The 13,232-nt window shown below is 49.3% G+C and carries 12 protein-coding genes; 3 read left to right on the top strand and 9 right to left on the bottom strand.

Annotated features, from left to right (window positions below):
- Window positions 1-37: 37 nt before the first annotated feature.
- The 3 genes from BMZ54_RS05510 to BMZ54_RS05500 form a co-directional block, all read right to left on the bottom strand.
- On the bottom strand, window positions 38-1,141 hold the full coding sequence (locus BMZ54_RS05510; protein WP_089907242.1) for an efflux RND transporter periplasmic adaptor subunit: 1,104 nt from the start codon (window positions 1,139-1,141) through the stop codon (window positions 38-40).
- A 25-nt stretch (window positions 1,142-1,166) separates the two neighbouring features.
- Entirely contained in the window at window positions 1,167-4,391 is a 3,225-nt protein-coding gene (locus tag BMZ54_RS05505; RefSeq protein ID WP_089907240.1) for an efflux RND transporter permease subunit, read from the bottom strand.
- A gap of 144 nt (window positions 4,392-4,535) precedes the next feature.
- On the bottom strand, window positions 4,536-5,396 hold the full coding sequence (locus tag BMZ54_RS05500) for a helix-turn-helix domain-containing protein (protein WP_089907239.1): 861 nt from the start codon (window positions 5,394-5,396) through the stop codon (window positions 4,536-4,538).
- 88 nt (window positions 5,397-5,484) lie between these two features.
- On the opposite strand from BMZ54_RS05500, the gene ispG reads away from it, so the two are divergent.
- From ispG to BMZ54_RS05485, 3 genes are all read left to right on the top strand, one after another.
- Window positions 5,485-7,437, top strand: coding sequence for a (E)-4-hydroxy-3-methylbut-2-enyl-diphosphate synthase (ispG, locus tag BMZ54_RS05495; protein WP_089907237.1), 1,953 nt, complete (start codon window positions 5,485-5,487; stop codon window positions 7,435-7,437).
- A gap of 247 nt (window positions 7,438-7,684) precedes the next feature.
- Entirely contained in the window at window positions 7,685-7,945 is a 261-nt protein-coding gene (locus BMZ54_RS05490) for a hypothetical protein (RefSeq protein WP_089907236.1), read from the top strand.
- Window positions 7,946-8,225: 280 nt separating this feature from the next.
- Entirely contained in the window at window positions 8,226-9,137 is a 912-nt protein-coding gene (locus BMZ54_RS05485; RefSeq protein ID WP_089907234.1) for a LysR substrate-binding domain-containing protein, read from the top strand.
- Between the two features lie 142 nt (window positions 9,138-9,279).
- Here the strand turns inward: BMZ54_RS05485 and BMZ54_RS05480 are convergent, their stop codons facing one another.
- The 6 genes from BMZ54_RS05480 to BMZ54_RS05455 all read right to left on the bottom strand — a co-directional run bounded on the left by BMZ54_RS05480 (window position 9,280) and on the right by BMZ54_RS05455 (window position 12,908).
- Window positions 9,280-9,783 carry a lipocalin family protein gene (locus tag BMZ54_RS05480; RefSeq protein WP_162277477.1) on the bottom strand — a complete coding sequence of 168 codons (504 nt, stop codon included), beginning with the start codon at window positions 9,781-9,783 and terminating at the stop codon, window positions 9,280-9,282.
- Window positions 9,784-9,872: 89 nt separating this feature from the next.
- Window positions 9,873-10,346 (bottom strand): hypothetical protein, encoded by a 474-nt coding sequence (locus tag BMZ54_RS05475; protein WP_089907230.1) that lies wholly within the window; start codon window positions 10,344-10,346, stop codon window positions 9,873-9,875.
- A 147-nt stretch (window positions 10,347-10,493) separates the two neighbouring features.
- Complete coding sequence (locus tag BMZ54_RS05470) at window positions 10,494-11,492, bottom strand: MvdC/MvdD family ATP grasp protein (protein ID WP_089907228.1); 999 nt, start codon at window positions 11,490-11,492, stop codon at window positions 10,494-10,496.
- Window positions 11,485-12,498: an MvdC/MvdD family ATP grasp protein gene (locus tag BMZ54_RS05465; RefSeq protein ID WP_143080915.1), complete on the bottom strand. Its 1,014-nt coding sequence runs from the start codon at window positions 12,496-12,498 to the stop codon at window positions 11,485-11,487. Before BMZ54_RS05465 ends, BMZ54_RS05470 begins: the two co-directional genes overlap by 8 nt.
- 18 nt (window positions 12,499-12,516) lie before the next feature.
- The gene (locus BMZ54_RS05460; protein ID WP_089907224.1) at window positions 12,517-12,687 is read right to left on the bottom strand and encodes a microviridin/marinostatin family tricyclic proteinase inhibitor; all 171 of its coding nucleotides are present in this window, start codon (window positions 12,685-12,687) and stop codon (window positions 12,517-12,519) included.
- A 59-nt stretch (window positions 12,688-12,746) separates the two neighbouring features.
- Window positions 12,747-12,908 (bottom strand): microviridin/marinostatin family tricyclic proteinase inhibitor, encoded by a 162-nt coding sequence (locus tag BMZ54_RS05455; RefSeq protein ID WP_089907222.1) that lies wholly within the window; start codon window positions 12,906-12,908, stop codon window positions 12,747-12,749.
- Window positions 12,909-13,232: the final 324 nt, after the last annotated feature.

Genomic DNA, 13,232 nt, shown 5'->3' with positions numbered 1-13,232 from the left:
TACCCACATAACGCAGGCAGCGTTAAGCATTAAGCGTTTAGCGTTCAGCACTTAACGTAGTCCCTTCCTTAATTTCATCGCTGGCATTCTTTATCAGCACTTCATTTTCCTCCAGGCTGCCAAATACTTCCACCATGCCGTTGTATTCGTTGCCACGCTGCACAGGCACCCATTTTGCTTTATTCTGATCAACCCTTATTACAAATACTTTTTCTGAGTTGCTTACCAGCGCGCTTTTAGGTACAATGTATACATCCTTTTTACCGGGCAGCGGCACCTGGGCCTCTGCATACATGCCGGGCAGCAGCTTTTTATCTTTATTGTTAATGTCCATTTCAAGCGTTTCCGTACGCAGCTTAATATCTAGGCTGCCGGCCACACGGGCTACTTTGGCGGTGAAAGTATCGCCGGGTAATGATTTTACGGTAAAGCGCACATCACCGGCCTGCTGCAATGCATCGGTATAAGATTCCGGTACGGCTACGGATAAACGTAAACGGCTCTGCTCCTCCAGCCGGAACATAGGCAGGTCAGCACCCTTAGAGCCAGGGCCTACATACGCACCCGGGTGTATGTTACGCTGGCTGATAACGCCATTGAACGGCGCGCGGATCACCAGGTAGTCCAGCATGCGCTGCACCTCCTGGTAGGCGGATCGGGCGGCCAGCCATTCGGCGCTGTCGGCGCTCATTTTAGCCCCGCTCATATCCAGGTCGTTGGGCGATATGGTGCCCGGCACCTGGCTGGTTTTAACCATACGCTCGTAGGTAGCCCTGCTGGCACGGAACACCGCTTCTTTGGTGTACAGGCGGGATTGTGCGCCCATTAGCTGGCTGCTCATTTCAGGCGCTTCCAGCGTGGCCAGCACTTGCCCTTCCGTTACCTGGCTGCCCAGGTCTACCTTTACCTGTTTTACATAGCTGTTTAACTTGGCATACAGGTCTGCAAACTGAAAGGGCTTTATTTCCCCCGGCAGCTTCAGCACATTTTCCAGCTGGCTTTTATGCAGGGTAATGGTTTTTACCTGCACGGCCGCATCAGCCTCATTGCCTTCCTCCTCTTCCGCATGCGATCCATGGCAGGCGGCCAGCAGCAACAGCACCGGCACACTTAACCATCCTATAGGTAGCTTAATATTCATCCGTTTCAATAATTTTTAAGTTTCGTTACTCGCTGCAATAATGCTGGCTGTTCACATCATCCGGGTCAAGGGATACGGAATGCGTACCAGCCTTTTGCAGCAGCCAGGAAAAAATGAGCGGCAGTATGAACAGCGATGCTATGGTGGATGCCAGCAGCCCGCCTATTACTGCACGGCCCAAAGGCGCAGTCTGATCGCCCGCTTCACCCAGGCCGCTGGCCATGGGTATCATACCTACCACCATGGCAATAGTGGTCATTAAAATAGGGCGCAGACGTATGGAAACGCTTTCCATAGCCGATTTCATGGCATTGCCGTTTTCCCTGCGCAAATGTTCAGCGTTGGTTACCAGCAGCACGGCATTAGCTACTGATACGCCTACAGACATGATCATACCCATGTAGGATTGCAGGTTAAGCGTAGAGCCGGTAAGCAGCAGCATGATCAGCGAGCCTGCCAGTACAGCGGGTATAGCGCTTACCACTACCAGTGCTGCCCTGAACGACTGGAAATTGGCCGTGAGCAATAACAGGATCACCACGGCGGCTACCAGCAGGCCGGATTGCAGGCTGTCCAGCGTTTCATCCAACAGCAGTGTTAAGCCGCGCTTTTCAACACTAATACCACGGGGCGGCTCACCGGCGCGTTTAATGGCAGCATCCACCGCTGCACTGGCTTTGCCCAGGTCCACTTTATGCACGTTGGCGCCAATGGATATAATACGTACTGCGCCTACACGGTCGTACTCTCCTGCCACGGTATCCGGCTGCAAAGTGGCTACATCGCCCAACAGCGGGCGGGTGCGGTCTTTTGAAATGGGAATGGCTGCCATATCATTCATGCTGCTCATTTCATTTTCCGGTATGCTGATCTGCACAAAATAAGACTGTGCATTCTTTTCATCCAGCCAGATATTTTTTTCCGTAAACCGGCTGGATGAGGTGGCGGCTGTAAGTGATTTGGAAATGTCGGTAATACTTACGCCCAGCTGTCCGGCCCTTTCCCGGTCTATATTCACGCGGATGGCCGGGTAGTTCAGCGGCTGTACGATCTGCACATCCCGCAGGTAAGGGATCTTTTTAATTTCTGCCAGCAGCTTTAGTGCGTAGGGTTTGCTCAGATCCAGGTTCTTGCCTCTGACCGCTATTTCTATAGGTGTAGCGGCGCCCTGGCTCATTACCTTATCTGTAAGATCAATGGGCTCAAACGTCATTTTTACTTCCGGCATTTGCCGGTGAATGCGTTTGCGCAGCCGCTCCTTGAAATCGTCCATATTCACCTTATAATCCTCTTTCAGATTCACCTGCATCACAGCTTCATTAGGCCCGGCCATAAACAGATAAATGGGGCTGGTGGAGTAGGATGACGGGTGCGTACCTATGAAGGAAGAGGTGATGTCAATATTTTTTTCGCCTACGGTTTGTTTCAGAATATCCACCGCCTGCAGCAGCATATTTTCCGTACGTTCCAGGCGGGTGCCTTCCGGCGCTTTTAACCGTAGCTGGAACTGGCCGTTATTCAGCTTAGGCAAAATATCGCGCCCAATAAAACTAAAACAAAGGGCTGCAATAATAAGGATGCCCACAAAATAGCTGATAGTGGCTACTTTGCGCCATTTCATCAACCCTTCCAGCCAGCCCATAAAGCGCAGCTTAAAACGGTCAAAACGGGATATTTCCTGCCTGTGCTCTCTTTCGTATTGCAGCTCCTGTTCTATGTAGTCATTATTTTTTTCGTGCACCGCACCTTTGGCTTTTACATGATGCTTAAACAGCTCTGCTTTCAGGATCCAGTTGGAGAGTACGGGTACCAGTGTTTGCGACAGCAGGTAAGAAGCGATCATGGAAAACCCAATGGCCAGCGATAGTGGCAGGAACATAGAACGGGGCACTCCCTTCATGGTAAAGGAAGGTGCAAATACGGCCAGGATACAGAACAGGATCAGCAATTTTGGGAACGCAATTTCCTTACAGGCATCCCAAATGGCCCGGGCTTTGGGCTTACCCATTTCCAGGTGCTGGTGAATGTTCTCAATAGTTACGGTACTTTCATCTACCAGCACGCCAACAGCCAGCGCAAGGCCGCTCAGCGTCATAATATTAATGGTTTGCCCTGCCAGGCGCAGGCCCATTACCCCAATGATAATAGATACCGGTATGGTAACGATCACGATCAATGCGCTGCGCTTATCGCCCAGGAAAAGCAGCACCATTAAGCCGGTAAGCACTGCGCCTATTACGCCTTCGCTGATCAGGCTTTTTACGGCATTTACTACATACACGCTCTGGTCAAATTCAAAGATCACCTTCACATCTTCCGGCAGCAGCTTCTGAATATCCGGAAGAGCGGCTTTCAGGTTCTTTACTACCGTCCAGGTAGAGGCGTCGCCGGTTTTAATAACCGGCAGGTATACCGAACGTTTGCCGTTAATAACGGCGTAGCTGGTGGTGAGATCCGCCGCATCTTCTACCCGCGCCACATCACGCAGGTATACGGAAGGGCCGCTGCCCATTACCAGGGGAATATTTTCAAACTCTTTAATAGTGCGTATTACGGTGTTGCTGGGCGTGAGGTAGGTAATATCCCCGATACGCACATTACCGGCGGGCGAGATCTGGTTATTATCCTTTACCGCAGCTACAATCTGGTCGGGCGTAAGGTGGTGGCTGCGCATCAGCGCCGGATCTACCCGGATCACAATGGTGCGGTTGTTACCGCCAAATGCGGCCGGTGAGGTTAAGCCGGCAATGCGGGAGAACGAGGGACGGACCACCGTCATGGCCAGATCCTGCAGCTCATTATTGCTGCGGCTAGGGCTGCTAAGCGCCAGCTGGCCAATAGGCAGCGTAGAAGCATCGAACCGTATCAGGAACGGTGGTTGCGTTCCGTTAGGCATTTGCGAAAATGCGCGGTTAGCCATTGCCGTTACCTCCGACGCTGCCTGGGCCATGTTGGTACCTTCATAGAAGGTAAGCTTAAGCATGGATAATCCTTGTATATTCTTTGTTTCAATGTCTTTAATACCGGTTACATACAGGAACAGGTTCTGGTAGTTAGTGGAAATAAAACCTTCCATTTGCTGCGGCGACATACCACCATAAGGCTGCGATACGTAAATGGAGGGCAGGTTCAGATCCGGGAAAATATCGATCTTAATATCACGCAACGATGAAATGCCGAAAAAAAGCAGGCCTATCACAATTACAATGACGGCAATGGGCTTTTGTAAGGCTAGCTTGATCAGGTTCATGAGTGTAGTTGAAAGGGAAAAGGCCGGCGTCCCTTTGCTGCTAAATGGATTGGCCGGCGTATAAAAACAGCTGTGTTAAACTTTCCCCGCAAAATTAGCAAGCGGGCCGCGTTCCTGTTAGGACAAAACGGTTATTGCCTTGTACTATTTGAACATTACATCCCGGAAATCCTGCGGGGCAATACCGGCGTGGTTCTTAAAAAAGCGGCTAAAATAGGCCGGGTCTTCAAAGCCCAGTTCATAGCTGATCTCTTTTACGCTTTGGTGGCTGAAAGATAGTTTGCGCTTGGCTTCCAGCACCAGGCGATCGTGCAGCAGTTCTGTAACGGTTTTACCTGTTTTTTCGCGGGTTATCTCGTTCAGGCGCTTGGGCGTAAGGGAAAATTCGCTGGCATAAAAGGTAACGTGGTGCTGTGCCCGGAAATTTTTTTCCAGCAGGCGGCGCAGCAGCACTACCCGCTCATCGCCCTTCAGGGGCGCAATGGCCTGGGCAGCATTGCGTTTCTTTTCCCTTTCTGCCTGCAATAAAAAGGCGTTCAGGTAATGTTTTATGATGCTGCGGCTGCTGCCGGAAGCGCTTTTTTCCCGGTACATCAGCTCTGCCAGCAGCTGGAAAGTGGCGGCAGTACGGTTACTGATGCGGATGGGCGCATACCCGCGGGTAGCGTCAAACAGGTTGGTAAAATCGTACATGGTAGCCTGCTCATGACGGTTGCTGAAGTAAAAATGCTCCGTAAAGGTGATCACGTGGCCTTCCTTGGCATCATCCAGCAGCTGGTGCACCTGCCCGGGTTCCAGCAGGAACAGCATATTATCCTCCAGCTCATAGGATACAAAATCCACTATATGCTGCCCGCTGCCTTTGGAAAACCATACCACCTGGTAATGATCATGCCGGTGCGGCTGCCGGGTAAGCTCGGTTTTAAAGCCCAGCAGGGGGAAGATGTTGAACTGTCCTACAAAGGGCAGCTGCTGGTAAGGTATATCCGTGTTTTTTTGCAGCATACACTTCAAATTTAAAAAATTGAGGCCGTGGGTGTATGCCGCTCATAATAATTAACAACTTGCCACTATTCTTTACCTTTGCAGCACTATGCAGCTATATTGCCCTTCACTCACAGCATATAAGCGTTTACCCACCCTGGAAGTAAAGGTGGGCGACCTGCTTATCGGGAACAATCACCCTATCCGCATTCAAACCATGACCACAACGGATACCATGGACACTGCCGGCACCGTGGCACAAGCTATCCGTTGTATAGAAGCCGGGGCAGAGCTGGTACGTATTACCGCCCCCAGCAAAAGCGAGGCGGAGAACCTGCTGCCCATTAGGAACGAATTACGCAAAAGGGGCTACCACACGCCCCTGGTAGCCGATATACATTTTACGCCCAATGCGGCTGAAATTGCCGCCCGTATTGTAGAAAAAGTGCGGGTGAACCCAGGTAACTATGTGGACAAAAAGAAGTTTGAGACCCTGGTATATACTGATGCGGAGTACGCGGAGGAGATAGAGCGCATCCGCGACCGGTTTACCCCGTTGGTGAATATTTGTAAGGAATATGGCACTGCCATGCGTATTGGCACCAACCATGGCTCCCTCAGCGACCGTATTATGAGCCGCTACGGTGATACGCCTATGGGTATGGTGGAAAGCGCCATGGAATTCCTTCGCATTGCCGGAGACCTGAACTACCATAACATTGTGCTGAGCATGAAATCCAGCAACCCGCAGGTAATGGTGCAGGCCTACCGCCTGCTGGTGCATACCATGCAGCAGGAGCTGGGACATTGCTATCCCCTGCACCTGGGTGTAACGGAAGCCGGCGACGGGGAAGACGGCCGTATCAAATCGGCCATAGGCATTGGCGCCCTGCTGGAAGATGGCGTGGGCGATACCATTCGCGTATCACTCACGGAAGACCCTGAATTTGAGCTGCCGGTGTGCCGCGACCTGGTGAAACGTTATACTAACCGGGAAGGGCATGCACCTATCCTTTCCATAGATAAGCCGCCTTACTCCCCCTTTGAATACAAACGCCGGGAAACCATTGCCGTAGATAATATTGGCGGTAAACAGGTACCGGTAGTAGTAGCTGATTTCGGGGGCATTAAAAATATTCAACCCAATGACCTGGAAGCCATCGGGTACCATTACGATGCGGATACCGACAAATGGAATATTGCCGACCAGGCAGCTGATTATATTTTTACAGAGCAGGTATTACCTTTTGCCTTACCCGGCACTTTAAAGGTGATAACCCCGTATGAAACCTGGTTACAGGCCACGGATAAGGAGAAGTACTTTCCTTACCTGACACAGGAAGCATACCTGGGCACGGGCAAAAGATCGGCTGTACTGAACGTAATAGATACCGACAGCGGAAAGCCCTTAACAAGTACCCTGCTGCAAAAGCTGAAAACAGATACCACCGCGGTACTATGCATAGTGGCTACAGAGAATAAGCATGCCATGCCGGAAATGCGCCGTATGCTCATGACGCTGATGGAGCAGCAGGTAGCTAACCCGGTGATCTTATTAAGCTCCAGCACACATACCGAAGCAGATGACCGCCTGCTGCAATACGCCATAGAAACCGGCGCCCTGCTGCTGGATGGTTTTGGCGATGGTATAGGCCTGGGCATTAATTACACACAGCAGCGCAGCCTGCAGGACCTGGCCCGTATTAACCCGGTGGCCTTTGGCATTTTACAGGCTACGCGTACGCGTATCTCCAAAACAGAGTATATCTCCTGCCCTTCCTGCGGCCGTACTTTGTTTGACCTACAGGAAACTACCGCTAAGATCCGCGCAGTAACCAACCACCTGAAAGGGGTAAAAATTGCTATTATGGGTTGTATTGTGAACGGCCCCGGTGAAATGGCCGATGCGGACTTTGGCTATGTAGGCAGCGGGGTAGGTAAAATAACCCTGTACCGCGGTAAGGAAGTGGTAAAGCGTGGATTGAACAGTGAAGTAGCCGTAACAGAGCTCATAAACCTGATAAAAGAGAATGGCATGTGGGTGGAAACCCAGGCCAACTAAAAATAAAAATGCCCGCCTGGGGTGGGGCGGACATTTTGCTATAGCTATTTTTTGAGGTTAACAGGATGTTGTGAAAAGCGTTTCAACACATTGCATCAATAGGTGGTGAAATCTTAGGGGTTAACTGCATCTATTGGACAGTACAAAGGTACATTCTGATGGTCATGCCGGACAAGCGTATTTATACGGGTTTTTTTACGGGGAAATACTTTTTATACGTATATTACTAGTCTAAAACACCTTTTGTATGAAGCAATTTCTGACGGCGATATTGATCCTGCTCTTAGGCGCTTCTGTATCCATGGCCCAAACGCCGGCCACCGCCAAACCCAAAGCCAAAACGGAAAAAGCGGCAGCCAGCACCGGTACGCCTTTAAAGAAGGACGGTACACCGGACAAACGCTACAAAGCCAATAAGACCACGGCCACTGAAGGCCCTAAAAAGAAAGACGGCACCGCTGATATGCGCTATAAAGCCAATAAGGATGCTGCAAAAAAGAAAAGCTAAGGTTTAGTAAGGTTTAAAACTGTTATAGTAAAGGGGAGTTTCTTCGGAAACACCCTTTTTTTATGCTTAACGCCAAAGGCCTAACGCTGAATGCTTAACGCGGAACGCCGGAGCCCGGATGTTGGATGCCGAATGCTGATCACACACCAGCCTGATAGTTCATAATCATTATTGATTATGCACCTGGGCGCTCTTAATTATTTACGTTCAACCTGCAGCGTTCAATACCTGCGCTAAGCATTCAGCGTTCCGCATTCAGCATAATTCGTATTTTCACATCATGTTGGATTTCAGATTAAAGGTCTTTTATACCGTGGCTAAACGCTTAAGCTTTACCAAGGCTGCAGAAGAGCTGTTTATTTCACAACCGGCCGTTACCAAACATATTCATGAGCTGGAGCAGCAATTAGGTATGGCGCTGTTTGAACGCATTGGCAATAAGATCACCATTACGCCGGCAGGCCGTATTGTAATGCGCTATGCAGATGAGATCTTTACCAGCTACCGCAACCTGGAATATGATATTAACCAGTTAAAACATGAAAGGGGCGGGCGGCTGCAAATAGGCGCCAGCACCACTATTGCCCAATATTTTATACCACCGCTGCTGGCAAGGTTTAACCAGCGGTATCCTGAAATTAAAACCTCCCTTATCAGCGGTAACTCAGAACAAATAGAACAGTACCTGCTGGAAAAGAATATACAGCTGGGCATTATAGAAGGCAGCTCCCGCAACCCACAGTTAAAGTACACGGAGTTTGCCAAAGACGAAATTGCCCTTATTGGCAATGTGAATTACAGCTACGGGGCCGGTGAAGTATTAACAGCCGCTGAACTGGCGGCCATTCCCCTGCTGGTAAGGGAGCAGGGCTCCGGCACACTGGAGGTTATAACGGAGGAGCTTAAACGCTTAAAGCTAAAACTAACCGATTTGAATATAGCCATGTATATGAGCAGCACGGAAAGCATGAAGTCGTACCTGCATCATGCGCCCGGCGCAGCCTTTCTTTCCTTACAGGCCGTAAGCAGGGAGCTGGAAGCAGGTGAGTTTAAAATATTACCGGTGAAAAATTTTAAGCTGGTACGGCAATTCCAGTTCACCCACCTGCAGGGCCAGCAGGATAAGCTGGCGCAGCTGTTTATGCGCTTTGCAGGTAAAGAGATCAAAGGAGAAAAAGGGGAAGTGGGTTAAAAGCTGCGATAAAACTATGATGCGCTATTTATAAAGTGCGGGGCCGGACCCAAAAAGGATATAAATGTAAAAGTGAAATGCCACGATACCGGGTACATACCCATGTTCGTGGCATTTCACTTTTACATTCCTTCGGGTAAGCTTACCTGGTTTTCTGCAGCGTATAAATGATATATGCGCTGTTACCTTCAAAGGTTACCGGTGCTTTCCACACCATTGTATTACCATCGTTAGAGCTAAGCTCTACCCGATAACCATCTGTTACATTTTTGGCTTTTACCCCTTCTGACAGTTTCTTAAACTGAAACATGCTGGCTCCGCCATTTTTGTATAATGACCACATAATGGGCTGGGTAGCAGTAGTACACCCATCTGAAGTGGCCGATAAAGTATAAGAACCTTTGCCATTGGAAGGTAATACCCAGTTGCTGCCTTTAAAGCAGTTATAGGAAGCCTCATCAAACACAGTTACCTTACTGTTGGCGGGGATCCCTTCAAACTGGATGTCGGTAACCACCCAGTTACCTTTTACACTGCTTTTAGAAATGTCCTGTGTGGTGGAGGTAGCGCCGGATGAGCTGGCGCAGGAAACGGCAAACAGGGATGCTACGATCAGGCATAATGCTGCCAGGGCAAGATTTTTCATCTTCATCTGTTAAAATTTAATTTGACTGCAAATCTCAACTTTTGCACGATACAAAAGCAAGAAATATACCAGTTAAACACCGGTAAAGGTTATTTTGTTGAAGCAGGAGCGGTTGATGCAGGATAATTATGAAGCAGCCTGTTTTCCAGCTCCTGGTATTTGTTATAGAAATAAATGCTGCTTGCCAGCAGCGCTATCAGCAGCACACATAAACCAATAAAGATACAACGCCACCAGATGCTTACCTGCATATGCTGGTTGCGCGGCGCTTCCTGTAAGTTAATAACGGTATAGGCTGGTGGCTCCCGGCGTTTACGACGGCGGCGCTTTTCACCGGTTTCCCATTGCACCTTATGGCTAATGTATTCCCATACCTGTGCAGGCGGCGTAACCCCGCCTGCCATAGCAGCCTGCTGCAGCTTAAATGCTACCACTGAAATTTCAGATTCCAGCTCGGGATACCGGCGCCGCATATGATCCAGCTGCCCCTCCTCGTCGGGAGTAGCCAACCCTAGCAGGCAGCACTCAATTGCCCCACTGTCTATATATGTTTTGAGATCCAATGACAAACTTTTAATGGCGGATACGTGGAATGGATTAAATATACAGTTCCCCGTGCATTCACCTATCCGTACCAGGTATTAGAACAAATATATACGTAGTACGGATAACATTCGTTTTCATTAGATAACAAAAATGCATAATTCGTGTCAGGCGCCGCGATGGGCGGCCTTTCCCATAAGCACCTGGGCTATTTGCCGGGAAATGGCGTTATCGCACAGCTCATCCAGCCAGAAATATTCCCCGGCAGCATTTACTTCCAGGAAATAGTATTGATTATCAGGCGTCAGTATCAGGTCAATAGCGCCATAGTTAAGCCCATAACGGTCCATAAAAGTGAGCAGCTTTTGCTGCACCTCATCCGGCAGGCGGTAGGGTTCCCAGCTCTGTATCAGGGCAGCGCCTTCCTTACGCCAGTCTGTAGCAGCCCTTTCTGACACGGCAGAGTTAATGCTGAAAGCAAACACCTCATACCCAACAATAGTTACCCGCAGCTCCAGCTGTTTCCCGATCCGCTCCTGGAACACCATAGGGCAGTACTGCACACTCTCCAGCTCCTGCAAATGATTTTCATCTACCGCGTTGGTAAATACCACATGTTCTATGCCCTCCCGGTAAATGGCAAAAGAGCTTTGCATTTTGGTGATCACCGGCGCGTTTACAGTATCTATAAACCGGCGGATGGCAGCGGCATCATTACTGATACAGGTGGCAGGCACCTTTAACCCACAGGCAACGGCTATACGTAATTGCTCTTCCTTACTTTCCAGGCGGCGGTATACGCTGAAACGCTCCATCTGGAAAATATCCAGGGCCTCCATCATACCAAACAGGGTGCGTTTGGTTTCCTGCATGGCAGCCTGCCGGAATTCCTTATCCAGCGCATCCTGCAGCCCTTTGCCAACGTTATAGCTGCGCCGGTACCAGATGCCGGCTGCATCGTGCAGGGTATGGGCGCCGGTTTCATTTTCCAGGAAAATGTGCTGTTGCTGCTGCTGGTATATGGAGCTTAAGCGGGTATGTAACGGGTAAGTATCTACGTTAAAGCGAATGGCTTCGCCCCCTGCTTCGTGCACAAAGCGGCTTACGGTATCTATACAAATATTATCTGCGGTATGGGTAATGATAACTACCTTTTGTTTAGCCATGTTGTATCTTATTTACAAGTTTTTCTGCAATGGTTTCAGCAATGGGATAGCCCAGGTATTTTTGCAGCATGCCCCACTCCCCCTGCGGGTTTACTTCCAGGAACACGTACTCCCCATCCGGCCGCCGTATCATATCTATAGCGCCAAAGGGCAGGTTAAGCCGCTGCATAAATGTATGTAAGCCGGCAGCTACTGCATCCGGTAGCAAGTAGGGTTCCCAGGGCAGGGTTACGTGGGCTGCCCGCCAGTCTGTTTGCCCGGCGGCATCCAGCACGGCATTGATTCTACCGGTATAAAAAGCCCCATCCACATAAGCTATACGCAGCTCATAGGCTTTGGGCACATATTCCTGGAATATCATGGGGCAATAAGCCAGCGTATCCAGCTGCAATAAATGCTGTTCTGTAACACGGGTAGTAGGAAAAAATGCACCGCTGGCATCCATGCTGCGGCTTAAAGCGCCGTGCAGCTTCATGATCATATTACCCTGGCAGGCCGTATAAAAAGCCTGCACCTGCCCGGGGTTATTGGTAAGCAGGGTACGGGGTATGGTTAAGCCGCTCAGCTGCGCTTCCTGCAGCTGTAACAGCTTGTTGTTACCCACTGCATGATCTGTCTCCATTTTATTGATCCATGGAACCTGCTGCAGCGCATCAAAAAAAATATGCAGACTGGTGCGGTATTCTTTATTGAACACCGGTATGTAGGCCGTATCCAGCGCAGAAGGTGTTTGCAGCGCCCACAGCTTCCGGTACCACACACCGGTAATATCGGCGGCGGCTATACGTTTTGCGCCTTGCTGCAGGTACATGTCCTTACCCGGTATATACTCAAACTGGTATTGGGTGCCAAATTCATCGGAGTTCAGGCGCCAGGTGGCATGACCCATTTTTTCCAGGTGCTGCTGCACCTTATCTATGGTATAATAATCCTGTGTGTGCGTAATGCAAAGTATCATGCCCTTTATTAATAAAACAAGCAATAGCCCGTTGGCTATTGCTTGCACGATGAAAGTTTTACCGGTTTAGATATCGGTTTCATCCCCATCAGAAGGAAACTTTTGTGTTTCATTCGGATGATCTGTCAGCTTACTCGTAATAATGGGCCAAATGCCGTTTTCCTGGCCTTCAGCGGACTGTTGCGCCTCCAGGAATTGAGCAAAAAAAGGCTTCTGCACCTGATTGTCCAATTGCATAATTAAAAGGGTTTAGATTGTTAAAAAAAGCAGGGATACTGCCAATGTTGTGATGACTTTTAGTACAGCCAATCGCCGCCGTCCTCTTCCCGGTCAGAAGGGAATTTTAATGTCATTAAATTTTCTGCTGATCCGGTGCTACGGCTTTCTTCCTGTTGCGGGGCCTGGTCTTCCAGGAATTGTGCAAAGAAGGGCTTTTGGGTTTGGTTGTTGGGTTGCATACCAAATTGGGTTTAATGGTTAAAAAATAAAAATGTATCTACAGTAATCTTATGCGGTTTCACAAACGAACGTTTGCATATTAAGTAAAAATAATGGTTAAAAGAACAACTGTTTTTATAACGGCCGCTTCCTGGCAATGTTACGCCCATAGAGAAAATATATGATGCACAAGACAATTTTCAATAAGATTTCTTGTCCCCAAATCCTATCTTTATTCAGCCAATAACCAGGCCCCCGGCATAGTTATTGATCGCTAGATCTGTCGTTTACTATACCACTATCCCAAACTCCTGCAACTGACAAAACTGTTAATACTATGCCAT

This window comes from Chitinophaga rupis (genome assembly GCF_900109685.1).
GTDB classification, from domain to species: Bacteria; Bacteroidota; Bacteroidia; order Chitinophagales; family Chitinophagaceae; genus Chitinophaga; species Chitinophaga rupis.
This window is presented reverse-complemented; position numbering and strand designations above follow the sequence as displayed.